This is a genomic window from Alcanivorax limicola (assembly GCF_019931215.1).
GTDB classification, from domain to species: Bacteria; Pseudomonadota; Gammaproteobacteria; order Pseudomonadales; family Alcanivoracaceae; genus Isoalcanivorax; species Isoalcanivorax limicola.
The window spans coordinates 849,956-874,471 of the sequence record NZ_JAIOUB010000002.1 but is presented as its reverse complement, the minus strand read 5'-3'; the positions used below and the strand labels follow the sequence as shown (position 1 = coordinate 874,471).

Genomic DNA, 24,516 nt, shown 5'->3' with positions numbered 1-24,516 from the left:
CCCCGTTGTGCTAGTGAATCTGCCGCCATGACTGACGTCCGGCGGCATCATCGCCGCGCGTCTGCAACACCTCCACATCACCGGAGCTGCCTGGTGTATAGATCAGATCATACAAAGGTGCACCGATAACTGCTGGCGTCGGCAGCACCCCCACACCCGAGCGACGACCGCTGGCGGGTACTCTGATGGGTCGACCGTCAATAATCACTTCGATGAAATCATCCTCATCAAAAGTGCCGTCTTCATTGACGTCAAAGAAACCCGCCTCATCTCGGGAACCATCAGCGACCTCCATCGCCATCAGCCAGCTGTCCCCGCCCCGATCACAGGGATTTGCAGACGGTATCAGCGTAGTGAAGAGAACCCGGCCCGCGCGCACCAGGGGGCTGGCGACGACCATCTCACCGGTGCGCTGATTATTAACGATAAGATCCATGTACCAGCCTCGATGCGTTGCATCACGCTCGTTACTGCTGGTAATCCGGTACTCCTGCCCGTTGACGGTCGCTTCCGCCAGAATTTCCTGCTGCAGCAACTGCGCCTGGGTAATTGTCTCGCCCTTATCCACCAGACCGTAGAAACTTTGTCTGGGTGACGTAGAATCCACCAGTGCATCGTTCTCCTCCAGGTACTTCCCGGTACCGAAGAACACCATCAGATCACCCTTCGCAGAACGTGCAGCAGCTGGTTTGACGGTGATCGGCTGGCGGCGGCCATCACGCTCTGCCGTAAACATCGGCGTTGTGTTATTGCCAAAAGCAAACTTCCAGTTGCCACGCTGCGCAGGACTTCCCGTGGTCAGTGCGGTCTGGTTCAGCTTCCACATATTACCGTACAGGTCGCCGGCATAAATGGTGTCCGCACTGCGATCACCGTTGGTATCGGCAACCAGCACGGAAGCAATCCCGTTGGGGTTTGCCGCCGTACCAGGCCCCACTGTGAGCGGCGACCCGCCAACATGCTCGCCGGTCGCAAGATCGAGTACGATGATCGAAGCCTTGTTATCCGCGCTATACAGCCCGCTACCGAATACGGCCACCCAGCGCACATCATCCGGGTCGCCCCCCGTGCGCATCCGCACGACAGACACCTCGGTCACCCCTTCGCCCAGCAGGGTGTCGTCCGTGAATTCCCACAGCACATCATTGGCACTGAAGGCAGTCGGGTTCGTCACATCCAGCGCAAAGACACCTTTACCACCGGCACCCAGCGGGCTGACAAGCACAGTGCGCCAACCACCACCGAAGTGGGCATCGGCGACATTCGGCGTACCGTCAACAAAGTATCTGTGCTTGTAATCGGTCTGCGTCAGCTCATGCACATTGTCCATGACCATGGCTGGCATATAGGAGAATAACGGCGCGCCATTCTCCGCATTGAACGCGTGCAGCATCCCGTCATTGGCGCCGACGTAGACCACCGGTTCACGCTGCTTCTTGGCGTTCACATACGTCAGATAGGAGGTCCCTTCCTGGCTGATCAACGACTGGTATCCGAAGCTTTCGCCGCCGGAAAACGCGGGCGCCGAATTGATGATATCGCCGAGGCGGGTGGACCTGTCGCGGAAACTGCCGCCGTTCAGAACCTCATTGCTACGGTCGCCTCTCAGGTACATCAAGCGCTGCTGCGCCAGCGCAGGGTTGCCAGGCGCCAGTGCGTTTTGCTGAGCGGGCGAGAGATCATTATAGTTCAGCGCCACACCGGCCTGGGTGTCGGGCCGCCACGTAAATATCTGGCGGCTGGTGAGCGCCTGATCGTCCAGTCGCTCACTGGCACGCCAGACGATATCCCCCAGCCCGCCGTCGCTTGTGCGAATGCGATACGCCGTCAGATCACCACTCCAGTCACCGCTGTTGAACCTGGCCTGATAGACCACGCTGCCACTTTCCAGGCGCGTTGAGTTGGCCGCCAGCGAGGCGGCGGAGGCCGTCGCCCGACTGACCAGCGAGCGCAACATGGCTGACATCTCAGCCGCGAAAAGATCCGGTTCGGTAGCGCTGAAGAAGCCCCCCCGGGAATTGACGGCGGCGTGCAACAGGTCGTCAATCTTGCCTTCATCCGTAGCGACTGACGCCCAGGTCACCTCGGCGCCCGTCGCGATCGCATTAAAGGCGTCCTCCGGATTCACCGTGCCATGCACCCCGAGACCCACACCGAAGGTGACCATGTGCTGCCAGAACGCCGGATTAAGTGGCGAGGTCGGCACCCGATTGGCAAGATCATCCCGCAGATCCCGTTTCCAGTAATGCATGGCCACATCCGCCAATGTATCGGAAGTACTGTCAGCAAAAGGAGGGCCCGGTTGATATTGATACGTGGTGCCATCAGGCGCCGTGATCTCTGGCCCGGCCGTGTTGTCAGCATCACCGATCCCTTCAGGCGTCCCACCGCTGCGATAACCATCGGTCATCAGAATCGAGTAACTTTGCCGGCATTCAATATGCTCACTGGTTGGCTCAGTGCCAGCCCCCGGGGTTGCGCCCCACGGACCACGACTGTCCGTGCGGCTGAAATACTCGCCGGCGCCGCGCAGCGCATTACGCAGTGGCGTGCCCATCTTGGGGATTTCATGATTGTACAACCGGTCAAAAAATGCTTCCCGATCAGCACCTTTGAAGGGTCTTACGCCATCGATCACTGTGCTTGTCTGCACCCCATCAACACTATGCGCCGCAGTATTGATCGAGCCAAATCCGACCCGCAGTTGCTCCCCCTGCTCGGAGAAAGCCTTGCCAATACCTGCTTTTGCGGTCAGCGCCCGCGAGCGATAATAGGAGAACCAATTGGCAAAATTCTGGCGCTCCTCTGCAACGGTACGTGTGATCGTTTCGCCATTGGCGCCGGCCCACACGAACTCCGTGACAGTAGTATGGCTAGTTGAACCGGGCTGCTGACTTCGCCCCTGGTTGCCGCGAATCTGATACATGGTGTAGCTGCTGGCCTCTTCATCATCCCCAGTACCGTTATAGACATAGAAAGTGATTGGCCAGTAATTCCGCGACGTGTTGTTAGTTCCCACGCCATGGCGCCGCCAGCGGTTATGGGACTGCTCCACTGTCAGATTAATGTCACCCGCTACGGTACGGGAGGGATTCCAGGGCGCTGCAGTGGGATCAATATTGGGCATCAGGCTGCCGTCATGGCGGCTCCAGGGCTGATACTCCGCCGTGGGATCATAGAATATGGGATTCTTGTGTGCGGAACGAAGATAGACCCCCACATTATTATTGCGTGAAGCGGTATGAAACTCCTGAATCCGCTCATCGTATATCCCGTCACTGCTGTAGGTATTTGACGGCAGTGGAAACAGGTAATCCGTCGATGATCGGTTATCGTCGGGGATAATATCCCATTGCATGGAACCAGAATCATCAATAATGAACATGATATTCGGCTCAATGGCCTGCAGCAGGAAAAGCGGCGTTTGTGCCAACCGCCCGTCACTGGCCAGCGCATGCCCTGATGACAGGACGGATGCCGTCAAGACACCCAGCATGAAACACGTTTTTCTGATTATCTGCATGAGATTCCCCTGCACTCTCTTCACCGCCTGAAGGTGCTTTCAAGCACGACCTGAGTTTGCGGGCTGGCACCGAAGCCACGCACTGTAATGGTGTAAAGCTGCAATTCCATATCCGGCACACCTGCCTCCAGGGAACTCCCCGGCATCTGCAGGGGCGGCATTTCCTCGAGGAAATATTGCGGCCTGATCAGTACACCGTCGATATCGCCGCTGTACTCGATCGCCCCCGTACTGGCAGCGCCCGCATTGCGCCGCCGCCAGTCCGGGCGCTGATCAGCGTCATACAAGTAGAGGCCATTCGTGTTATTGAAGGTCGGCGCCACCGGGCCGCTAAGCAGTTCTTCGGCCTCGCGCAACGCGCTTTCTGCCGCCTCAAACGCCCTTAACTGATCTTGCAACCCACCGGCCATGCGCTCCTGCAACACCGTGCTTTGTGCCGCAGCAAGCACCAACAGTGTCATGGCCAGCAGCAGCACCAGGCTCATGACCAATGCCATGCCGCGCTGGCGCAAGCGCGCAGACCACTTGTCTGCAAGTGCCGATTCCTGTTTCATCCCGCCCTCCAAAAGCACTATCGCAATCTGTTTCGCAATGCGACCGTACTGGTAATGACATGCCGAAGCCGGCTGTCATCTGCTGTTATGGCTACGCCATCGAAGACATAGCTCTGATTGTTTTCCGCCAGGCCATCGCGGCTACTGCGAACAAGCAGCGATACTCGGGCACTCACGACCCGGTCCCAGTCCGCCACATCATTCGCCAACACATAGTTGTTGGCCACGCCATTGCCTGTGGTATCCACGCCATACCGCACACGCATACGCTCGACGTTTTCCACCAGTTCTTCCGCATTTGCCGCGCCGTTAACGGCCCGGAACAGCGACGGCCCCGCAGCGCCTGGTGCGATGTAGAAAGCCGTAGAAGACACCCGCGATATCTCGGAACCCTCGCCATAGGTGGCACCCAGATCCTTGGTCGCATTACCGGGATTGCCGGTGCCCTGATTCACGACAACGCGATCCGACGTGCCCGGATTGCCCGCTGTCTGAAACACGGTCGATGCCGTGCAATCCGAAATCAGCAGGATATCGCCCGTTTCTATGCCATGGTCCGGCCGCAAGAACACACCTGCCGCATTGCCGCTGGACAGTTCCTGGATATAAGGCGGCGCGAGACGCGCGGTACCACTGTCAACCCGGCGCACCAGCAACACATCGCTGGCGTTGTCGGCCCCCAGCCCCTGCAAGTCGGCGGGCAGGCCCGGCGCAAAGCCCGCGCCGGTGCCGCGAAAGCCCTCAACACCGCCACGCTCGAAATCGAACAGGAAGTCGCCCTGCCCGGCCGAGGGAGCGTTAAGGATATTGATCAGGGGCGCATTGCGAGAGCACCCCAGATAACCCGCCATGCGCAGCTCACGGGTCAGATAGAAGAAGCCGTACCGGCCACTTTCCTGCATCCGGGACACATCGTCTTGCAAGCGGTAACTGGTCTGGCTGGCAAGAAACACCTGCGTGACGCCCAGAACGAGGATCACGCCCATCAGCAGCGCCACCATGAGTTCAACAATGCTGAACCCGGCCTGCCGGCGAAGGCGTCCTGTCAGCCCGCACATCTGCTGCCCCCTCATATCTGCACCTCGATGAGGAACGAACGGACCTGTTCACCGCCTTCCCCGGACGCGCGGCCATCAAACCAGGCGACCTCAATCTCGATCATGTCGTCCGCCCGCTGCACGATGCGGCCGCCGGTAATGGCGCCCTGTTGGGGCAGTAGCCCCGGCGTCTCCGCATTCGGGCCACAGATGGCCGTCAGCCAGTCCCGAATATCCTCCGCCGCGACGCTATTGCCGCCCGGCATCTGGCAGCCAAAATCTGCGTTGTACTGCCCCGCCAGCGCCGCCTGCCGGTTGGCGCGCATACGGTCCGCCATGTCGTAGGCCAGGTAGGAGGCCTGGGACGCGATATAGGCACTGTGATTCATCTGGATGCTGCGGGTCTGCATGGCAGCCATGGCGATCAGGCCGATGGACAACAGCAGCAGCGCGATCAGGACTTCAATCAGGCTGAACCCCCGCGCTTTGCGTTTCGCGTTTACGCGCATACTCATGCTCATGCGCAAGCCTCCTGAACGATATGCGCGCGGCCCGTGGCCGTGATCACGACCCCACGCCGACCCTCATTGCCACAACCGGAACTGTGCTCGATCCGGATGGTGCCATTGCCGCTGCCACCGCCGAGCAATCCATTGGACGAGTAAGTGATGGTCGCCACCCCGCCGCTGGCCGTCAGCCCGGTGGCGCCCTCGGAGACACGCAGGACCTGCCTGTTGTTGCTGGCGTCAACGGAAAAGACCACCCACCCGGCCCCCCAGGCGCCATCGCAGGTCGCGCCATCGGAACTGCCGCAAACAGATACGTCCCCGCCCTGCCGAATCGCTTCAGACCGGGCGTATTGCAGCGCGCCCAGCAGACCATTGGCCTGGGCAGTAATCTGGTTGTTGCGGACCAACTGCGTGAAGCTGGGGATGCCGATGCCCGCCAGAACGGCGATCAGCAGCAGCATTACCAGCATCTCGATCAGAGTGAACCCGAAATTTATGCGTTTCATCTTGCTCCCCGGTCGCTCGACATTTCTTGTTCCAGCCTCGAGCGTTACATAACTTTACTCTGCCCCAGCGCTATGATGCGCTGCCCGCCGTCACAGGTTCCAATTATTTACGGCCGCTCATCTCCGAAAAATGACCGCTTGTCGGTTTTGGGCTTATCCGAGGCAAATCAACCTGATGCAGCGCAACCAGAAGGCACCGCAACCACTCGGGACGAAGGGGAACATCAGGAGGCGGGGGAGCTGTATTGCCCGCCCGACACACCGGCCGGCACCTGGCTCGTGATCATGACGGTTACAGGCCGCTCAATACTGCCGCAGCCACGCCCAGCAACATCAGAGCCGCCAGCCGATTGAGCCAGCGGCCGCCGGTGGCGCCCAGCACACGCCCGACGCGGGCAGCCAGGGCCGCATAGATCAGCTTGACGCTGCCCACTGCCACTAGCGCGACCAGCGACACCCACAGGGCATCCGCCCAGGAGAGCGCATCAAGATCGAGAAACGCGGGGAAGAAACCGAAGTAGAACAGCAGCGCCTTCTGATCACCCAGGGTGATGAACAGACCCGCGCTGAAGCTGGCCCAGAGCGACACGGTATCGGTGGGCCCGGATGCCACCGCGCCTCCGGCCGCGCGCCAGAGTGACCAGGCCAGCCAGGTCAGATACAGCGCACCCGCAATACGCACCAGCAACATCCATTCGCCCAACGTGCCGGCCAGTGCGGCCAGCCCGAAGATCGCCAGCATAATGAACAGGATATCGGCCAGTACGATGCCCAGCGCGGCAGCCGCGCCATGAAGGAAGCCATGACTGGCCGCGCGGGCCGTGACTGCCAGCACACTGACGCTCGGCAGCGCCGCCAGGATTACCATCGCGGCGGTCAGCGAGATCAGAGCACTCCATGGCAGGGCGTCAGTCATACGTTACTTGAAACGGGAATGGGCATACGGTTTATACCCCGACCCTCTCCCGCAAGGCAAAAAAACGCCGCCTCGTTGGGCGGCGTTTGTCCCGTGATGTCAGGTTGCTTCAGGTTCCGTCTCGAACAAGGGCCCGAACAGGCCCTCCAGGAATAGCAGCAGATTTTCCAGCATGTCCATACGGCCGGTGTCCGTCGCCACATAGCTGCGCTGCCCACCGTCAATCAGGTTGATCAGCAGGCCACTGTCGAGGGTGCCCGGGTGCAGCGTGGCCACCAGCAGGTCCTCCGCGTCGTACAGGTAACCAGTGAGGCCGCCCAGGGTGAAGGTGAGCGCCGTATCGGTGCTGTCCGGCTGGCTGATGTGCAGGCCCAGCGCATCGCTGCTGAAGCGATAATCCCGGGTGCCCGCGCTCGGGTCGAGAATACGCAGTTCCGCCGTGCCATCGCCCGCCAGCAGAGAGGTGTCGATGCCATCCAGGAGTGCTTCCAGATCAATGTCCGGCAATTCGCCTTCCTCGCCATCCAGCACGGCGGTGATGTAATCGCCCAGTGCGTTCAGCAGTGACGTATAGCCTTCCAGCGTGGCGCCGAGGCGCACTTCCATCGACGGCAGGCCGAGGCGCTCAGTGCCGTAGTTGATGGCAAGGCTGAACGGGTCATCGACGAACAGCGAGAAGCCCTGCTCACCCGACAGGGTGTAAAGCGTCTCTCCCGACGGCGTCTCGCGGCTGCCGCCATCCAGTGCCAGGATCATCAGTGGCGCCTCTTCATCCTGCGTCAACACGCGACGATTGAAGTGCAGCAGGCTGTCGAGGTTGCTGAAACTGTAGCTGCCCACGGCCGCATCAGTGCTGGCAATGCTGCCGCTACCAGACAAGGTGATCTCAATGGACAGGTCCGCCGCCAGATCCTCCAGCAGGGGATTCAGCAATGCTGCATCGCCGAACTGGGTATTGCTCAGGGCCTGGAAACCGCTCAGATCATTGTCGGTAATATCCAGATCCAGTCGGATATCCAGCGTGGTGAGCGCGGTGTCGCTGCTGAGCGTGCCTTCGATAGTGATGGGCATCTGGCCCTGGCGCAGCAGGTCTCGAATGTCTTTCGCACTGACGGCCAGATCCACCGCATGACCGTCGCGGCTGCCCTGCACCTGGAGATAACCGTCGAGCCAGAAGCCAAACGAGGATTGGGTACGGATCAACGTCGCGTAGGGCGGGTCCACATCACAGCTCGTGATGCCGTTCTTGCGCTCCGGCACACAGATGGCGGCATCGATGGCGAAACCCAGCACCTCGGCAAGCAGGCCCACCAGGGCCGCCGTATCATCGCGCGAGATGTCATCGCGGTACAGCCAACCCAGGCCCCGCAACTCGGCGTCGATGCCGTCTGCCGCCGCCTGTGCCAGCGCGCGGTAGTGATCGTAATCATCCAGCGGCACCAGGGCACTGTTGAGTGCTGCGCTATCGTAGCGCGCCTCCCCCGTCACACTGGTCACCAGCGCCGCGTTCCAGGGCAACAACAAATCCGGCAGGGCCGACGCCACGCTGGCGGGCACTACCTCGGTGCCCAGCGCGCCCGCCAGATCAACGGCCGCCGCCACCAGGCTTTCAAAGCCGGGCAAGGACAGGGTGACGTCATCCAGCTCGGCCAGCCATTCCGTCGGGTCCAGCCCGTAATCCGCCAGCTGGGCGGCCAGCGCATCGATGTCCGGTGCCACCGCCGGCACCAGCATTTGTCCGCCCAGCAGCGCGAACATCTGACCCGCACCGTCCAGCACCGCTGGCACGGGCAGGGATTCATCCGCCGCCAGGGCACTCAGAGCAGCGGCAAACAGTGCCTGCCGCAAGGCCTGCGGACTGGCCGCATCGGTCTGTGCGCTGTCACTCAGATCAATCGGTGCCTGAAACGCAAAATCGGCATCCAGATCCAGCAGCAACGCAACCCGTGCCAGCGCCAGTTCAGCCCCGACATTGCTGGCCCCACGCGGCATGCCCTGGGTCCAGAGGGCCGCCAGATGCGTCAGCGGCGTCACCGCCAGGGTGGTGTCTTCATCCAGCAGATCACCGGGGACAATAGCACTGAGCGTCAGCCCCTCCGGCAACGGCAGATCATCACCGAACAGGGTGCTCCCGCACCCGGCAGGCAACTCACAACGCAACGTCGAGCCGCTGTCGCCGCTGACCACGATGCGCACCGGCCCGGCCTGCGGCGGAATATTCAGTGCAAAATAGCCGTTGGCGTCAGTGCTGGTAAGCTCCAGCTGCACCCAATCGGCGCCGTTCCAGCCACTGATCGTCACCAGGCCATCACCGATCACCCCACCCGCCGCACGCGCCGTACCTGCAGGCTCCGGATCATCGCCGGGGCCACCGTCGCCCGGATCACCGTCATCCGGGTCGCCATCGCCAGGCGGTTCGTCCACCGGCGTGGAACCGCCCCCTCCGGAGCCGCCACCGCAGGCGGTCAGTACCAGAGCCAGGGAAATCAGAAGCAGGCGCAGCAGGGCGGTCATGGGATACTCCCGTCTTGTTCTTATGTGTGAATTCAGAGGTGCCAATAATCAGCAAGCCACGCATCATCGGCAGCCACTGACACAGCGACAACGCCTCGCCACGAAAAGACAAGGATTTGGCGGGAATCGGCAAAGGCCTCAGACAGGTGCCTGATACGCCCTGTGATGCGGTGCACGACACGGGCCGGTTGCGGCTCGCGCACCTGCCACGGATACTGCCTGCCACGGATACTGACAGGCATTCAGCACCGCCGACCGGCAGACCGCTTGTCCAGAACGGCCAGCGCGGTCCTCTTATCTATGGATACCGATCTATAGATACCGACGGCTGCCGCAGGGCGCCCTCACACGGGAAAAGCACGCATGAACAGAACGGCTTACCTGACCGCCCTCTGCGCGCTCTCTGCCCTGCTCGGGCTGGCAGCTTGCAGCACCCGGCCGACCGCCGTCCGGGCGACCTCAGAGATCACGCCAGCGAACACGTCAGCGCTGCCCGCTGAAACGGCACCCGCGCCAGCGACGGCCGCCATCCATGACAGCGTCCGCGAGCGCACGATATTCGGCGCGGACGACCGGCGCAGAACACCCTTCAGCCATGCTGATCGACTGACCGTCGGCAAACTGGAAGCCCCCAAGCCGGGCGACAGGGTGAGCGGCTGCACCGCAACATCCATCGGCGGCAACCATATACTGACGGCGGCCCATTGTGTCTACGACACCAGCAGCGGCATCCCGCGCCTGTACGACACCATCCATTTTTATCCTGCCGCTGGACATCACAACCAGATGCCCCACGGGCGTTTCCGCGTCACGCGCGTCCATCATCCCGAACACCTCAATGGGCTGGCGCCCGGACTGGAAAAATTGCACAACGACATCGCCGTGCTTGAAATCGGCGAGGACGACAGCGGCAATACGCTGCAACGCTTCATTGGCACCCGTGGAATATGGGGCAGAAGCGCACTCGAAGACGGGACCATGAGCACGCTGGGTTATCCGGGCGACAAAGAGAGCCGCGTTCAGTACCATCAGGAACATTGCCCCTATGAAATTTTCAGCCGCACCCTGCTGCGCACCTATTGCGATGTGTTCAGCGGGCAAAGCGGCTCACCCGTCCTGCTCTATTCAGAAAAACACGGGGAATCTCACATTCATGGCGTCATCAGCGCCGAGGCCGACCAGGCGAACTACGCCACACGCATCACCCCCGAACGGCAACGCATTATCCTGGCCATCGTCCAGGGCCGCTACGACATGCACACCAGCAGTGAAGAAGAACGCTGGACCTCTATCGACATGCCCACCGCCCAGCGCATCCACGTCATGCTGCACAACACCTGCCGGAAAACACTGCATGTGGCGCTGCAATATCGAGAAAACAACGGCAACTGGACAGAAAAAGGCTTTTTTGTCATCGAGCCCGGACACGCCACTGAGCTGGCCCAGACCCGCAACAGCATCTTCTATGTGCATGTGCGCGACATAGAAGGCAATGTTCTTGTGGATGGCGCGCACCAGGCCGCAGTGCATGGCTACACCTTCGGCTTCCGCCAACTCAATCACAGCCACTTCGGCGACACCGTCATTCGGCCCTGCAACTGATCAAACGGCTATCGACAAAACCGCAATCCCCGCGTGCCAAAATGAAAATGATTGGCATGCGGGGCGTTGTAATCCGGCCCCAGCACCGTACCGAAATAATCACACGCCGCCTCATGGGCCTCGCGCAGAAAACGTGACTCCCGACGATCACCGTCCCAACCCTCCAGCACCGTAATACGCCGACCATCGCGCAACTCGAACGCCGCCACATCCAGCGCGCTGGCGGTGGCGTGTTCACTGCGTCGCGCGTTTTCCCGGTGATAGATATTGCGGCAGGAGAACGCCCCCATATGCGTGACCGACACCACCGGCTGCCCCAGCCGCCGCTGCGCAATCGGCTGCAACGCCTGCTGCTCATACATCACCCAGGCCACCGCCAGCGGGCAATTCAACGTGACCGGCGCATTGAAGGCCACACTGGTGTGATGCAGCCGCACCACATTGGCCAACGGGCAGCCCGCCACCGGGGTGTAGTCCTCCAGCGGCAGGAAATGCAGTATGTCCTCCGGCACCTGCGCCAGAATGGCATGGCAATCCGCCGCCGGCGCGTTCTTCAGGCGCCGTAACTTGCCCCGCGTGACCGGCGTCATGGCATGCTCCACGGCCAACGGCGCCCAAGGATTCCAGGCCGGCGGCAACATCCGCCACGGGCGCATGGACAGCACGATGATGAGCACCAGCAACAACAGCAGAAAGACACCGACGATAAGGCGTTGAGGCCAGCTGAGGGGATGTCGGGAAGGTCTGGTCAAGGAGGCATCTCGAAGTGGGTCTCTATTCAGAGACCCCCGGCAAACGGTTCTGTTCCGGAGCAACCCGGGATTGATCGTAGGCCCGGCCAGGCTTTTCCCATAAAATGCCCAACGACCATCAGCTCAGGAGCAGGATTCATATGGGGCGCGCCTACCAGAACCGCAAAGATGCCATGGCCAAGACCTCGGACATGAAAGCCAAGGTATACAGCCGCTACGGCCGGGAAATCTATGTCTGTGCAAAAACCGGCGGCCCGGACCCCTCCGCCAACCTGACCCTGCGCGGGCTGATCGAGCGGGCCAAGAAGGACCAGGTGCCGGGGCATGTGATCGACAAGGCGCTTGAGAAAGCCAAGGGCGGCGCCGGAGAAGACTACTCGCCAGCACGTTACGAAGGCTACGGCCCGGGCGGCTGCATGGCACTGATCGAATGCCTGACGGATAATCCGAACCGCACCTTCGGCGATGTGCGCAACGCCTTCACCAAAGCCAAGTGCAAGATCGGCACGCAAGGCACCGTCAGCCATATGTTCGATCATGTAGCGATCTTCGTGTTCGCCCATGATGACGAAGACGCAGTACTTGAAGCCCTGCTGGAGGCGGAAGCCGATGTCACGGATATCGAGAACGAGAACGGCATTCTGACCGTCTTTGCGCCTCACACTGCCTATGCCAGCGCGCGACAAGCACTGGTCGATGCGGTGAGCGGGATTGATTTTCAGGTGGACGAGATTCAGTTCATCCCGCAAAGCACCACCACCATCAGCGCAGACGACCAGCTCTTGTTCGACAAATTCATGGCCATGCTGAACGACCTGGACGACGTGCAGAATGTTTACCACAACGTCGCCCCGGATTAAGCCGCACCGGATCAAGGCATCCGGCTTGCCTCAGGCTGCCGACTGAAGATCCCGACGATCGACGCACCATGGGCGCGCATGACAGGTTCGGTCTCACGGTGCAGGGCGTGGTAGCGGTAGAACGGCACCCGCCACACCGGCACCAGCGCCTCGAGGCAATAGATCGTGCGCTCTTTATGCGAAGCAGTGCCCCAGTGCCGGGTCACGAACATGCTGTTCTGCACCCGAATGCACTTCACCTGACCGCTCCGGTTGACCGGCCACTTCTATGCAAATAGTGGAATCTGTGAATAATAGTGGCAGCCGTGACGGCCCACATCAGCCCTTCGTCACCGCGATGGCATGACCCCGGGCATTGCCAGGCGGCGTTGAGGGAAGCATGGAAAATCAAGAAAACAAGGAGTGCAGCGCATGACGGATTTTCTGCGCGAACGATACGAAGAGGTGGATCTGACCCCAGGCCAGGGGAAGATCACTGCCACCATTTCCATCGGGCTGGGGGCGCTCGCCCTCCTCGGCAGCTTCTGCTTTCTCTACCCCGAATTGTTCACCACCCCTGAATTCCGGGGCTTCTACCAGATAGACGTCCTACGGGTCATCCTGTTCATCGGCATTGGCATCGGTTTCGTCTGTGGCTTTTTCAGCGTCTTTCGTCATCAAGAGAAACGCTACGGCATTATCGGCATGGTACTGGCCTGCATGGCTGCGCTGATCGGTTCCGGACAGCTTGATGTGCCCCCCGTAGACGGCCGCAGCCTCTATGCAGGGCTGGATTATTTCGTGCTGACGCTGCTCGTTCTGGCATTGGTGTTTATCCCGCTAGAGCGCGCCTACCCCAAGAGCGAGACGCAAAAAACACTGCGCCGGGGCTGGATCACCGACATGAAGTATTTCCTGTTCAGTCATGTCGGGCTGCAACTGATCACCTTCTTTACCGTCATCCCCATCCAGGTCTTTTTGCATAACAGAGTGGATATCGGCTTTCAGCAATGGGTGGCCAGCCAGCCGCTGTGGCTCCAGTTCATTGCCATCCTGGTGGTGATTGACCTCGGCACCTACTGGATTCATCGTGCCTTCCATGAAGTTCCCTGGCTGTGGAAATTCCATGCCGTGCACCACTCCACGCAACAGATGGACTGGCTTGCCTCCTCACGCCTGCATGTGGTGGAAATCATCGCCAATCGCTTTGTCGGCTACCTGCCTATTTTCATCCTCGGGTTTGCGCCCTCTGCGGTGTATGCCTATCTGGTTTTCGTGTCGTTCCACGCCATATTCATCCATGCCAATGTGCGCTTCCGCTTCCCGCTACTGCGCTGGGTGATTGCCACTCCGGAATTTCATCATTGGCACCACTCCTCGGAAGACGAGGCCGTGGACAAGAACTATGCCGCTTTCCTGCCCCTCTACGACAAGTTGTTCGGCACCCTGATCATGCCAAACCGGCTGGCCGCCAAGTACGGCACCCGCGGCAGCACCCAGGTGCCGGAAGGCATGGTGGACCAGTTTCTGTACCCGTTCCGCCGGCAGAACCAGCACCGGGAGTGACCCCCGTTTTTCAGGCACTCAAGCGGCACCTCTTGGCTTAAAGCACTTCTCCTGGCGGCTCGTAGTTGAAGATGATCTGCGACGTGCTGCCACGACGGCCCTCGTGCACATGCTCCCAGGTCGCCTGCGCTGTGACCGGATCGCTGGACAGGTCCACATGGATGTTCAGCAGATAACCACTGATCGACATGCTGACCAGATGCACGCTGTCATGCTCGGCAGACACCACCTCGGCCACAGTGATATCGGTGTATTCGAGATCATTTTCCGGGGTAGCAGAGGGCGGCGCCCCGTTATCAAAGGTGCCAAAAGGGAAGCCCGCCAGAGGATCGTCACCAATCACATAAAGCGCCACATCGTCATCGGTCCCGAGATTGATGGCGATCGGGGTCAATGCCGATAGTGCGTCGACCAGTGCCGTATCGTAAAGCGGGGCGAAATGCCGTGTTCTGGCCGCCATAAAGGCCGGATAGCCGCCCTCCTCAGCCCCGGACACCCGGCCATCCTCTGCCTTGGCATCCAAGTGCCAGGTGGCCCCGGTCGACGCATCCACCAGGAAGTTGCTCCCCTCCCCCAGGGTATTGAAGTGATCAAGCTCTTCCATGAAGGCCGCATGCGCATAGGCGCCGTCGGCGGTCAGATTGGTGCCATAAGCCCGCCCCTCTCGGGAGACGATAAATACCATGCCGCCCACGCTATCGGCATGATGCTGCACCGCGCCGCGATACAGCCCCGCGTTAACCAGATGCAAGGCCGGCAGGAGGTGGTCAACGGCAACCGCCTCACTCACCAGCGGGAAAGGCCCGCCGGGCAAGCTCGCCGTCAGCGCATCAAGGATATCTGCCACGGCGGTTTCAAACGTGGCAATGGTCTGATCGAAGTCGAGCGCCTGGCCGAGGGCCTGCAAGGAATCCGGTGAAATATTGATACCGTTGGACAGATCCTGATCGGCATCCAGACTGATCAGAAAACGCGCCAGATTGATCACACGATCCGTGTCCTCATTCGCCCCCTCGCCCGCCAGGGTGGCTGGCGTAATGAAGACACGCCCCGGTGCCATGGTGGTAGTGCCGATCTCGATGTCACCGACCATGAAAGTCAGCGTTTTACCCAGACCACACCGCAGCACCCCCTGATCCCCTGTAGTACGCACCGAACCACCGCCACAGCGGTACTGCAGCCCGGTCACCGCGTTATCGACGAAGTAGGCCGTGGACTTTGAGCTGGAGCCAGACCCACCACATCCCGCCAGTCCCAGGCTGACGAGCAAACACGCCATAAACAAAATACGCATAACTATTCCCCCCAAGGAAAAACACATCCCGCGCTATAGTGCGCAGTGCACGCCAGTAGAACACGGTAGGAAGGAGGAGGGGAAGCTGAGGGCTGCTTTCGCACAAGAGACGAAGACCAGCGCAACCTTTCCACTTTTGGTGAACAAGCATGTCCCCGCCACTTCATTGCCTCTTGCGCCGATATATATGCCATGCCTCATAGAAGGCGTATGCCGCCAAGCTGGCAGTGAAGACCGCACCAACCCCGAAAATGACTCGCCCCATGGCCTGATTGATGCCAGCCGGTAACAGCGGGATGCCCCCACCGATATCTGCCCCGGAGATCACGACGAAGAATCCGAACCCGGCCAGCCCGGCGCATAGCGTGCCACCAAGCAGCGCACTGACGACACTGTGATTCCGGCGTGGCCCCATTTTTATGCGAATCATTAACTTACCCCCGGTTGCGCCCCGCCATAGGCGCTATGCGCGCCTGGATTCCATCAACGCGGATGGATATCTTCATCAGCTATCCCTGAATAATTTCTTCCGGACCTCGTCCCAGGGCACAGTACCTTCTGGTGCAACCTGATGCGCCTGGTGATTACCGGCGAGTTCATTTCGAAATCATCAGAAACGCTTTCATCGCTATTCCCCTTTTTTTCTGCTCACATCACTCAGCCTGTCAATGATCTGATCCCCGGAAAGCCCTTGCACTTCTACTACTTTCCATTGTGATGCAGCACCTGACGTCACACGAACACTCCCTTGCGGAAGCTCAAGCACGCTCGACAGAAGCCTTTCCGCCTCGCGATTGGCCTTTCCCTTTTCTGGTGGCGCGGCCACGCGGACTCTGAGGGCATCGCCCATCCAGCCAGCGATTTCAGTCCTGGATGCGCCAGGAACAACTTTAATGTTCAGTTTCGTCAAGACCCGTCCTTAATGCACCACTGATAGAATGTTCAGCGCCGAGTTCAAGCCTGATTCTTCTTTACGAACTCGGACTTGAGCTTCATTGGCCCGATGCCGTCTATCTTGCAATCAATATCGTGATCGCCTTCAACCAGCCGGATATTCTTCACCTTCGTTCCCACCTTGACGACCAGTGATGTGCCCTTGATCTTCAAATCCCGGATCACCGTAACAGCGTCACCGTCGCTCAGCAGGTTCCCGTTTGAATCCTTGACAACGAGCGCATCGTCGTCTTGAGCAAGCTCATTCTCGTTCCATTCATATCCACATTCGGGACAAACCCACATGCCCCTGTCTTCATAGGTGAAGCCAGAGCTGCATTTCGGGCAATCAGGATGTTCACTCATTAACAGATCCTCTTTTCATTCAACGGCTGACGCAAACGAACTACGTCCAGTAGTCGGTCGCCTGGCCCACATAGTGAACACGCCAAATCGCCCGTGAACCGAAATGGGACTTTCATCTGGATTATCGTCATAACTTTTTGAGCTGCCTTTCAGTTCGCCAGATCCGAATGAGCACAACCTCTGTGGCTTGTCGCAGGTAGACAACGCGGAAAGGCGGGTGAATCAGCTCGCGGATATGATCCAGATTGAATTCAGGAACAACACGGCCCGCTTCAGGGTGATCCGTCAGGCGTTCTGAGTGCGCAAGAATAGCCGCCACATACTCATCACCGATATGTGGCACCTCTTGCGCAATGTAGTGCTGCTGAATCGCCTGCAAATCGTCCAGCGCAGACCGTGCGATACGTAATTCCATTTACTTGATACCCAGCGTCTTCCTGACTTCCTCCAACGATACGGTATCGCCCTCGCGCACATCCATGAGCCCCCGCGCCACCGCTTTCACAAACCGCAGCTCTTCTGCGGTTTTCTCGTAATCCTCAAGCCCCTGAACCACAGCAACACCACGCCCCCGGCTGGTCAGCAGGATCGGGCGATGCGTCTCTTGAGACCGGCCCACGATCTTGCCGGGGTTAATCTTCAGGTCAGACAGCGGAATGACATCTTCGGAGAACTTTACGTCCATAGCGATCACCGGCGCGACATAATTGGTCTTTTTATAGCACCTGTTAAAGGCACCATCAACAGCCCGGCATAGAGCACCGATTGCAGCCCATCCTCGCCCTTCGCTAATGATAATGAAAGTGATTCCTGTTACGGGTATAGTGCAGCCCATTCACTATCCACCACATATGCCCGGGATCTGCCCATGTCATACCGCCTCTTCACACTCTCTGCCCTCACGCTGGCCCTGCTCAGCGCCGCCGCCCAGGCACAGGCCACCGGGCAGGCCGACGACAGCACGCAACTGGACACCGTCACCGTACAATCCAGCGCCGATGCGTCGGCCAGCGGGCTGAGCCGGCCCCACGCGGGCGGGCAGGTGGCGGAGGGTGGCCAGGTGGGCCTGCTCGGCACCCAGGCGATGATGGATACGCCCTTCAGCTTCATCGACTACACCGAGCTGCTGATCAAGGACCAGCAAGCCGCCAGCGTGGGCGAGGTGCTGCTCAATGATCCGGCCGTGCGGGTGGCGCGGGGCTTTGGTAATTATCAGCAGGTGTACCTGGTGCGTGGCCTGCCGGTGTTCTCGGATGACATGACCTACAACGGCCTGTACGGGTTGTTGCCCCGCCAGTATCTGGCCTCTGAATTCATTGAACGCGTGCAGGTGCTACGCGGCGCCAACACCTTCCTGAAAGGCGCCGCGCCCGGCGGCAGCGGCCTGGGCGGCGCGGTGAATGTGGTGCCCAAGCGGGCGCCCAATGAGGACATGAATCAGGTCACGCTGGGTGCGCAAACCGGGGTGCAGGGCCATGCCGCCACCGATCTGGCGCGGCGCTCTGAGGATGGCCGCTATGGCATCCGCATCAACGCCGCCCGCCGCGATGGCGACAGCGCCATCGACGGGGAATCCTCCGAACTGTCCATGGCGCATATCGGCGTGGACTTCCGCGATGAAGCGCTGCGGGTGTCCGCCGACCTGGGCTTTCAGGATCACCGCATTGACGGCGGGCAGCCCAATATCACCATAGATGGCCCCCTGCCGATTCCCCGCACACCGGACGCCACCACCTCCATTGGCCAGTCCTGGACCTTTTCCGATGCCCGGGATCTGTTTGGCACCCTGCGCACTGAATATGACTTCCGCGACAACGTGACCGGCTGGGCCGCCTTCGGCGCGCGTACCAGCGAAGAGGCCGGGGTGTTCGCCAACCCCACCGTGAACGCCGCCAACGGGGATTACACCGCCAGGCGCTTCGACAACACCCGCGAAGATACCGTGCTCACCGGCGAAGCCGGCCTGCGCGTGGGCTTCAACACCGGCGACATTAGCCACCGCGTGAGCGTCTCCGCTGCCAGCTTCGAGCTGCAATCGAAGAACGCTTTCGCGTTATCCGCCGCTGGCAGTGTCACCGGCAATATCTACGCCCCGGCAGACGTGCCGCCGCCCGTGCCTAACGCCTTTCCCACCGGCGGCGACCTGAACAATCCCCTGACCACCATCAAGACCCGCGTGCACAGCCTGGCGCTGGTGGATCAGATGTCACTGCTGAACGAACGCCTGCTGATCACGCTGGGCGCCCGCTATCAGCAACTGAACGACGACAGCTACGCCAGCGACACCGGTGCCCGCCTGGCCAGCGCCAGCTATGACGACAGCGCCATCACCCCCAGCGTGGGCGTGCTCTATAAACTCACGCCCTCGCTGTCCGCCTACGCCAACTACATCGAAGGCCTGCAAAAGGGGCAACGCGCCCCGGCCACAACACCGGGCGGCGACACCGTCGCCAACGCTGGCGAAGCGCTGGCACCCTACCGCACCAAACAGACCGAAATAGGCCTGAAGTTCGAACGCGACACCCTGGGCGGCAGCGTGTCGCTCTATCGCAGCCGCAAACCCATCGCCGCGCTGGACGGTAATGATGTGTTCGCCGTGCAGGATCATCAGGAAAACGGCGGCCTGGAACTGATGGCCTACGGCCTGCTCACCCCCGACCTGAGCGTGCTCGGCGGCGTCAGCTATCTGGATGCCGACGTCAGCGGCAACACCGCCATCGGCTCACCGCGCACCCAGGCCAACTTCAATATGGAATACCGCCTGCCGCAGTTCATGGACCTGGCGCTGGACGGCCGCGTGATCCACACCAGCACCCAGTTCGCCGACGCCGCCAACCAGCAACAACTGGATGCCTGGACCCGCCTCGACCTGGGCGCCCGCTACACCCTGCCCGTGGGCGACGCCGCCCTGCTGACCCTGCGCGGCCGCCTGGAAAACGTCACCGGCGAAGACTACTGGGCCTCCGCCGGCGGCTTCCCCGATGCGGGCTACCTCACCGTGGGCGCCCCACGCACCTGGTTGCTGTCTGCCACACTGGATTTCTGAGCCGTTTACCGATGAAACGAAGCACCCTGCGCGCCTGGTCCGGCATCCACACCTGGACCAGCCTGATCTGCACCGTGTTCATGTTGATGCTGTGCATTACCGGCCTGCCGTTGATCTTTCATGACGAGATTGATGCGCTGCTGCACAGCCACGACTGGCAACCGGCCCACCCCGACGGCCCGTTACTGTCGCTGGACACCATGCTGGATGCCGCCCTGGTGAATCGCCCGGACCATGCGCCCCTGTTCATGAGCTTCGACACCGACCGCCCGGTGGTGAACGTGACCAGCGGCCCCACCCCGGACGCCGCCTCGCGGGACATGCACTTCGCCTCCTTTGATCGCACCAGCGGCAATCTGGTGCCCGGCGACGAAGGCTTCGACGTGATGCACTTTATTCTGGAGTTGCACACCGACATGTTCCTGGGCCTGCCCGGCATGCTGTTCCTGGGCGCCATGGGCGTACTGCTGATACTCGCGATTATCTCCGGCGTGGTGCTGTATGCGCCCTTTATGCGCAAGCTGGATTTCGGCACCGTGCGCGCGCAGCGCTCCCCCCGCGTGAAATGGCTGGATTACCACAACCTGCTCGGCATCGTGACCGTGGCCTGGCTGCTGGTGGTCGGCCTGACCGGCGTGGTGAATACCCTGAAAACCCCCATCGTCGACACCTGGCGCACCCACGCCCTGGCCGACCTCACCGCCGGCTATGACGACGCCCGCGTGCCCACCCCACAGGAAATGGCGTCCCTGGACGCCGCCGTCGCCCAGGCCGAAGCCGCCGCGCCGGACATGACACTGCAGTTTGTGGCCTTCCCCGGCGGCAGTTGGTCCACCGATTATCACTACGCCATCTTCCTGCACGGCAATACGCCCCTGACCTCCCACATCATCACCCCGGCCCTGGTGGACGCCCGCACCGGCACCTTTGCCGACATGCGCGAGATGCCCTGGTACAACAAGGCCTTGTCGTTGTCCGGGCCGTTGCACTTCGGCGATTACGGCGGGCTGCCGTTGAAGATCCTGTGGGCGGTGCTGGATGTGTTCACCATCGTGGTGCTGGGGACGGGGGTGTATTTGTGGGGGGTGCGGCGCAAGCGTGAGAAACAGGGAGGGGGTGAAGTATGAAGCGCGAAGGGCGGGCGGTGCGGCGTAAATCGCTGGGGGGGATTTTTGCGGTGCCGGTGTGCATTGCGGTGGCAAGCCTGGTGGGGTTGGTGGCGGCGTTGTTGGGGGAGGGGTGGATGAATGTTGTGGGGTGGATAGGCGTGGGGGTGCCAGTGGTTCTCACAGCCTATGCGTGGATAATAAAGCCCGAGGCGTAGAGTTACTTTCTATCTGACTGGCTATCACTGGACGATGCTCCATGTGCCCTTCCAATCACCTCGCTGGCCTCCTGAGTTGCACCAAGACCCTCTGACAGCTGTATTGACTCCTCATCTTGCCTTCCGACTCGCCGTAGCTCCTGATTTCGCTGGACAGCATCGTACTGCCGCTCCACATGCTTCACAGACTTCACGTTTTTCCCAGCTTTTATAGATTTCGATACGACACCAAATATCGAACCCAATCCGAGAACTGACAATATTACAAATAGCACGCCAAAATTCTTACCTGCTGCCACTATTGAACCCTCGCAATCTATAATTATTTCCGATATCCCGCCAGAGGCCCAGCCATAGACTCGCCGAGAAGCCTAAAGTACGAGCCGAAGGCGAATCAGGCACTTCTGGATTCGGTAATTTCTGAGCTAGATGATCTGATTCAACCTGTCAACAAACCTACTCCTGGCAGCCGAATCATTAAACCCATCATCCATAAATCCCTTATCATGAAGCTCAATCCAATATTTTAGCGCCTCTATGACTCCATAATTCTCGTTTTCAGGGCCCACTGCACTAAGGAAAACCTCCGGAGAAGAGACCATATCTTCACAATGCCAGCGCCGCCCTCGAATACTATAAATTCCGTCTTCGCCAAACTTAATAATACCCTCTGCATCTTCAAGATCTTCAATCATCTTGCCCGGGACAAACCTTCCCTGGACATACACACCATTTTTCCAGCATATCGCAATGCAGGCAGTCAAGTATGCTCTTGCTTTCCAGTACTCGTGACTCCAGTTATCGCAAAGATGATACTTATAAAAAGGTTGGCCATCCAGGTAACCCGCGGTCTCCTGGAGCAATAGCAAAGCACCGTAGAGTCGCCCTCCCTCTTCAGGAAATAGAAGGACACCAGATATATCCTCGGCACCTTCTAGCTTATCTAGCAAAAAGCTGCGAAATAGCTCAGGCTGCTTATAGAAAGCATATGTCGGGTATATCTTGCTCGACGCCCCTTCCAACCAATCTCTCTTCACGCCGATTTTAGCCGCAATAGCTACAATTAGATCTTCATCCACTTTGCGTAGAAATCGAGCATCAGACGCTACATCATATACCGATAGGCCCAAGCCAAAGACTCTAGGAATTTGGTTCCGATGTATTCCGTGAGCCTCACAGACATTTACAATTCGCGTAGATACCATCTCACCCAGAGAGCTTCTGCTGCGCCCGCCTAAAAACTTCCGCAACCGCTCAATAATGGAAATAAGTGAATCAATTTCTCCAAACATACTCTTAACACCGAAATAATAAAAATATAATTATAGGCCGACTCATCAGCGACATAACAGATCCACTTCCTAAATCAATACTGACCGCCTGCAAAGTATTCCAGCGCTATGAAAATCACGGCGCCAATCAATTATACTTTAAAGGATGATATGCCCCTCCCCACCCTAGCATATCGGCTCTTAATTCCGTAAAGGTGGCACGCTTATTGCCTCTTACAAAATATCCGCCTGCGCCTTGAGAAGAAATTCAGGCTACAGCGCACCTCCTACCTCCCATCCATCGTATGTCAATTCATAAATTTGGCCTTTATTTCCAACTATCTTTACGTAACCAAGTTCAATTAGCTGACCTAGCGCAGACTCATACTTTGCGAAGTCTTTTGCTCCATCTATTCCAAACTGTCTTTTGCCCACATGTATGGTCCTAGCATTCAGGGCGTGAGTTATCAGCAGCCGCCCCCTATCGTCAGAAGCAGCAGCTTTTAGCAGCTCTTTGGCTGGCTCTGACAAAGCCTTCTTTCTATTTGAAGTGCTCTTCAGCGATTCATTCATATAGTCTCGCTTCTGTCTAAGTTTTTCGATTTCCATCTCAAGATTCTTCTTGGCACCCTCATTCTTAAACTTCGACACTTCCTCGTCCCGACTGGCGCGTTCGATGAGCTCTTCTTCCTTGAGCGCAAATTCATCTTTTCGGGCCGCTTCCAGTTGAAGCTTAAGTATTGCCTTCTTATTTTCGGCCTGAAGTTGCATCACTTCCGAAAGCTCAAGAGGGCGCCGAGAAATTGAAGCGAAAAGCCATCGAATCCACGGAGTAGCGGCTGCAACCACTACTCCTACTACCAACGGGATCACCGCAAGAGTCCAAGCACTAGTTGCCTCGTCAAACTCGGCTATCCTCGCGGCTGGCTCAAGATCGGACATCACAAAAATGTAGATCTCTCGCCAGTTGAACGCAAAGAAAGTAAAAACGGCATAGCCAAAGTACGGAGACTTAATTCGCGATCTCAATGCGTCTACAACTTCATCCATCTTGACCCTTCTTCTTCAGTTACTCTCAAACACCCGCTCTGGGAGGAATTTGTAGTATTACTGCATAGAAAACAGAAGAGGAATAGGAGCCGACCAACAGGACCTTAAGAATTCTTCCATGTTTCTACATAATCTCCGAGAACCCATCCGTGAAATTTTCTCACTATTCAATAAATTCCCTTTTAGAGACCTTCTAATCTTCATTTCCTGATCAGGAGCGCAGTATCCCCTACATCGTTGCGAACGACCACTTAAAAGTATCTATGCGCAACCACAGCCGTGGTCTAGACTAACTCGCCCTTCGTGCGTTAAATCCACAGATCGCTTTCAACTAATTTAGAAATTCTTTCATTTAGGAGAATAGCCGCTCTTACATACGCTACACGTCCAATGCGCCATCATTCCCTGACTCCCGCTATATGAGCTGTTCTGCAGCCTCACAGCTCTATCATTGGCATCAAAGCAGCGCTGACAGAACGGCCCCTCCTGGGAATCGTCATCCCGAATTCTCCAGTACAAACAACCATCGAAATATAGATCCTCTCTATTTGATAGCCTTCCTTCAAGTATCAGTATGCGCTGCCTGAGTGACAGATTCTCCTCCTGCAAGGATAAAGCCTCCTCCCGCATTCGCAATAATTTCTCTTGCAACTCGATACTTGCTGTTTTTTTTGCAAGCTCGTAGATATCTTTGGCTGTATCGATTAGAGACATTTAAACTCCTATCAAACCACCTTCACAATATGGCAATGAAATAATCTTCCTAAGCATACATCCACGCATAAATTATCCATCAATGAGAAATTTACAACTTCATTCCGGACAGATTTATTAACTCTAGGATACTTTCGGAAGCCAGTCCTTAAGCGGTTAAACCGCGCTGGCTGCGACATCATTGTCGGCCGGACCATGCT

23 protein-coding genes are annotated in these 24,516 nt (G+C 58.8%); 6 read left to right on the top strand and 17 right to left on the bottom strand.

All coding sequences use genetic code 11. The features are described from left to right. Positions 1-10: 10 nt before the first annotated feature. The 7 genes from K8B33_RS09975 to K8B33_RS09945 form a co-directional block, all read right to left on the bottom strand. Positions 11-3,523 (bottom strand): pilus assembly protein, encoded by a 3,513-nt coding sequence (locus K8B33_RS09975; protein ID WP_223426000.1) that lies wholly within the window; start codon positions 3,521-3,523, stop codon positions 11-13. Positions 3,524-3,543: 20 nt separating this feature from the next. After that, positions 3,544-4,077, bottom strand: a complete 534-nt coding sequence (locus K8B33_RS09970; RefSeq protein ID WP_223425999.1) for a pilus assembly PilX family protein — start codon at positions 4,075-4,077, stop codon at positions 3,544-3,546. Positions 4,078-4,094: 17 nt separating this feature from the next. Further along, positions 4,095-5,135 carry a PilW family protein gene (locus K8B33_RS09965; RefSeq protein ID WP_223425998.1) on the bottom strand — a complete coding sequence of 347 codons (1,041 nt, stop codon included), beginning with the start codon at positions 5,133-5,135 and terminating at the stop codon, positions 4,095-4,097. An 11-nt stretch (positions 5,136-5,146) separates the two neighbouring features. Further along, a complete protein-coding gene (gene pilV / locus K8B33_RS09960) occupies positions 5,147-5,635 on the bottom strand; it encodes a type IV pilus modification protein PilV (protein ID WP_223425997.1) in 489 nt (162 codons plus the stop codon). Then, entirely contained in the window at positions 5,632-6,129 is a 498-nt protein-coding gene (locus K8B33_RS09955) for a GspH/FimT family pseudopilin (RefSeq protein WP_223425995.1), read from the bottom strand. The genes pilV and K8B33_RS09955 overlap by 4 nt, the downstream gene beginning before the upstream one ends. Before the next feature lie 292 nt (positions 6,130-6,421). Continuing rightward, a complete protein-coding gene (locus K8B33_RS09950) occupies positions 6,422-7,045 on the bottom strand; it encodes a LysE family translocator (RefSeq protein WP_223425994.1) in 624 nt (207 codons plus the stop codon). Between the two features lie 99 nt (positions 7,046-7,144). Further along, complete coding sequence (locus K8B33_RS09945) at positions 7,145-9,559, bottom strand: hypothetical protein (protein ID WP_223425993.1); 2,415 nt, start codon at positions 9,557-9,559, stop codon at positions 7,145-7,147. Positions 9,560-9,922: 363 nt separating this feature from the next. Here K8B33_RS09945 and K8B33_RS09940 point away from each other — a divergent pair, with 363 nt between their 5' ends. Next, positions 9,923-11,161: a trypsin-like serine peptidase gene (locus K8B33_RS09940; RefSeq protein WP_223425992.1), complete on the top strand. Its 1,239-nt coding sequence runs from the start codon at positions 9,923-9,925 to the stop codon at positions 11,159-11,161. A gap of 8 nt (positions 11,162-11,169) precedes the next feature. Here K8B33_RS09940 and K8B33_RS09935 read toward each other — a convergent pair whose 3' ends face one another. Further along, positions 11,170-11,913, bottom strand: a complete 744-nt coding sequence (locus K8B33_RS09935) for an extensin-like domain-containing protein (protein ID WP_223425991.1) — start codon at positions 11,911-11,913, stop codon at positions 11,170-11,172. Between the two features lie 140 nt (positions 11,914-12,053). On the opposite strand from K8B33_RS09935, the gene K8B33_RS09930 reads away from it, so the two are divergent. After that, positions 12,054-12,773 carry a YebC/PmpR family DNA-binding transcriptional regulator gene (locus tag K8B33_RS09930; RefSeq protein ID WP_223425990.1) on the top strand — a complete coding sequence of 240 codons (720 nt, stop codon included), beginning with the start codon at positions 12,054-12,056 and terminating at the stop codon, positions 12,771-12,773. Positions 12,774-12,784: 11 nt separating this feature from the next. On the opposite strand, the gene K8B33_RS09925 is transcribed toward K8B33_RS09930, so the two are convergent. Further along, a complete protein-coding gene (locus K8B33_RS09925; protein ID WP_223425989.1) occupies positions 12,785-13,012 on the bottom strand; it encodes a hypothetical protein in 228 nt (75 codons plus the stop codon). A 172-nt stretch (positions 13,013-13,184) separates the two neighbouring features. Here K8B33_RS09925 and K8B33_RS09920 point away from each other — a divergent pair, with 172 nt between their 5' ends. Further along, entirely contained in the window at positions 13,185-14,318 is a 1,134-nt protein-coding gene (locus K8B33_RS09920; protein ID WP_223425988.1) for a sterol desaturase family protein, read from the top strand. Positions 14,319-14,355: 37 nt separating this feature from the next. Here K8B33_RS09920 and K8B33_RS09915 read toward each other — a convergent pair whose 3' ends face one another. The 6 genes from K8B33_RS09915 to K8B33_RS09890 form a co-directional block, all read right to left on the bottom strand. Further along, complete coding sequence (locus K8B33_RS09915) at positions 14,356-15,612, bottom strand: hypothetical protein (protein ID WP_223425986.1); 1,257 nt, start codon at positions 15,610-15,612, stop codon at positions 14,356-14,358. Between the two features lie 163 nt (positions 15,613-15,775). After that, positions 15,776-16,042, bottom strand: coding sequence for a hypothetical protein (locus K8B33_RS09910; protein WP_223425985.1), 267 nt, complete (start codon positions 16,040-16,042; stop codon positions 15,776-15,778). A gap of 198 nt (positions 16,043-16,240) precedes the next feature. Beyond that, a complete protein-coding gene (locus tag K8B33_RS09905; protein WP_223425984.1) occupies positions 16,241-16,522 on the bottom strand; it encodes a DUF167 domain-containing protein in 282 nt (93 codons plus the stop codon). Between the two features lie 44 nt (positions 16,523-16,566). Continuing rightward, the gene (locus tag K8B33_RS09900; RefSeq protein ID WP_223425983.1) at positions 16,567-16,911 is read right to left on the bottom strand and encodes a zinc ribbon domain-containing protein YjdM; all 345 of its coding nucleotides are present in this window, start codon (positions 16,909-16,911) and stop codon (positions 16,567-16,569) included. A gap of 127 nt (positions 16,912-17,038) precedes the next feature. After that, positions 17,039-17,326, bottom strand: coding sequence for a type II toxin-antitoxin system RelE/ParE family toxin (locus K8B33_RS09895; RefSeq protein ID WP_223425982.1), 288 nt, complete (start codon positions 17,324-17,326; stop codon positions 17,039-17,041). Beyond that, a complete protein-coding gene (locus tag K8B33_RS09890; RefSeq protein WP_223425981.1) occupies positions 17,327-17,596 on the bottom strand; it encodes a type II toxin-antitoxin system Phd/YefM family antitoxin in 270 nt (89 codons plus the stop codon). It lies immediately after the preceding gene. A 183-nt stretch (positions 17,597-17,779) separates the two neighbouring features. Here K8B33_RS09890 and K8B33_RS09885 point away from each other — a divergent pair, with 183 nt between their 5' ends. The 3 genes from K8B33_RS09885 to K8B33_RS09875 are packed head-to-tail and all read left to right on the top strand — an operon-like array spanning position 17,780 to position 21,281. Then, positions 17,780-19,957, top strand: coding sequence for a TonB-dependent receptor (locus tag K8B33_RS09885; protein WP_223425979.1), 2,178 nt, complete (start codon positions 17,780-17,782; stop codon positions 19,955-19,957). Between the two features lie 11 nt (positions 19,958-19,968). Next, positions 19,969-21,084, top strand: a complete 1,116-nt coding sequence (locus K8B33_RS09880; RefSeq protein WP_223425977.1) for a PepSY-associated TM helix domain-containing protein — start codon at positions 19,969-19,971, stop codon at positions 21,082-21,084. Further along, positions 21,081-21,281 (top strand): hypothetical protein, encoded by a 201-nt coding sequence (locus K8B33_RS09875; protein WP_223425974.1) that lies wholly within the window; start codon positions 21,081-21,083, stop codon positions 21,279-21,281. The genes K8B33_RS09880 and K8B33_RS09875 overlap by 4 nt, the downstream gene beginning before the upstream one ends. Before the next feature lie 425 nt (positions 21,282-21,706). Here the strand turns inward: K8B33_RS09875 and K8B33_RS09870 are convergent, their stop codons facing one another. Both K8B33_RS09870 and K8B33_RS09865 read right to left on the bottom strand, forming a co-directional pair. Next, the gene (locus tag K8B33_RS09870) at positions 21,707-22,573 is read right to left on the bottom strand and encodes a hypothetical protein (protein WP_223425972.1); all 867 of its coding nucleotides are present in this window, start codon (positions 22,571-22,573) and stop codon (positions 21,707-21,709) included. Positions 22,574-22,825: 252 nt separating this feature from the next. After that, positions 22,826-23,602 (bottom strand): hypothetical protein, encoded by a 777-nt coding sequence (locus tag K8B33_RS09865; RefSeq protein WP_223425970.1) that lies wholly within the window; start codon positions 23,600-23,602, stop codon positions 22,826-22,828. Positions 23,603-24,516 lie beyond the last annotated feature (914 nt).

Coding starts and splice junctions, on each gene's coding strand:
- K8B33_RS09975 (WP_223426000.1), bottom strand. CDS start 3,523: ATGCAGATAATCAGAAAAACGTGTTTCATGCTGGGTGTCTTGACGGCA.
- K8B33_RS09970 (WP_223425999.1), bottom strand. CDS start 4,077: ATGAAACAGGAATCGGCACTTGCAGACAAGTGGTCTGCGCGCTTGCGC.
- K8B33_RS09965 (WP_223425998.1), bottom strand. CDS start 5,135: ATGTGCGGGCTGACAGGACGCCTTCGCCGGCAGGCCGGGTTCAGCATT.
- pilV (WP_223425997.1), bottom strand. CDS start 5,635: ATGAGCATGAGTATGCGCGTAAACGCGAAACGCAAAGCGCGGGGGTTC.
- K8B33_RS09955 (WP_223425995.1), bottom strand. CDS start 6,129: ATGAAACGCATAAATTTCGGGTTCACTCTGATCGAGATGCTGGTAATG.
- K8B33_RS09950 (WP_223425994.1), bottom strand. CDS start 7,045: ATGACTGACGCCCTGCCATGGAGTGCTCTGATCTCGCTGACCGCCGCG.
- K8B33_RS09945 (WP_223425993.1), bottom strand. CDS start 9,559: ATGACCGCCCTGCTGCGCCTGCTTCTGATTTCCCTGGCTCTGGTACTG.
- K8B33_RS09940 (WP_223425992.1), top strand. CDS start 9,923: ATGAACAGAACGGCTTACCTGACCGCCCTCTGCGCGCTCTCTGCCCTG.
- K8B33_RS09930 (WP_223425990.1), top strand. CDS start 12,054: ATGGGGCGCGCCTACCAGAACCGCAAAGATGCCATGGCCAAGACCTCG.
- K8B33_RS09920 (WP_223425988.1), top strand. CDS start 13,185: ATGACGGATTTTCTGCGCGAACGATACGAAGAGGTGGATCTGACCCCA.
- K8B33_RS09915 (WP_223425986.1), bottom strand. CDS start 15,612: ATGCGTATTTTGTTTATGGCGTGTTTGCTCGTCAGCCTGGGACTGGCG.
- K8B33_RS09910 (WP_223425985.1), bottom strand. CDS start 16,042: ATGATTCGCATAAAAATGGGGCCACGCCGGAATCACAGTGTCGTCAGT.
- K8B33_RS09900 (WP_223425983.1), bottom strand. CDS start 16,911: ATGAGTGAACATCCTGATTGCCCGAAATGCAGCTCTGGCTTCACCTAT.
- K8B33_RS09895 (WP_223425982.1), bottom strand. CDS start 17,326: ATGGAATTACGTATCGCACGGTCTGCGCTGGACGATTTGCAGGCGATT.
- K8B33_RS09890 (WP_223425981.1), bottom strand. CDS start 17,596: ATGGACGTAAAGTTCTCCGAAGATGTCATTCCGCTGTCTGACCTGAAG.
- K8B33_RS09885 (WP_223425979.1), top strand. CDS start 17,780: ATGTCATACCGCCTCTTCACACTCTCTGCCCTCACGCTGGCCCTGCTC.
- K8B33_RS09880 (WP_223425977.1), top strand. CDS start 19,969: ATGAAACGAAGCACCCTGCGCGCCTGGTCCGGCATCCACACCTGGACC.
- K8B33_RS09875 (WP_223425974.1), top strand. CDS start 21,081: ATGAAGCGCGAAGGGCGGGCGGTGCGGCGTAAATCGCTGGGGGGGATT.
- K8B33_RS09870 (WP_223425972.1), bottom strand. CDS start 22,573: ATGTTTGGAGAAATTGATTCACTTATTTCCATTATTGAGCGGTTGCGG.
- K8B33_RS09865 (WP_223425970.1), bottom strand. CDS start 23,602: ATGGATGAAGTTGTAGACGCATTGAGATCGCGAATTAAGTCTCCGTAC.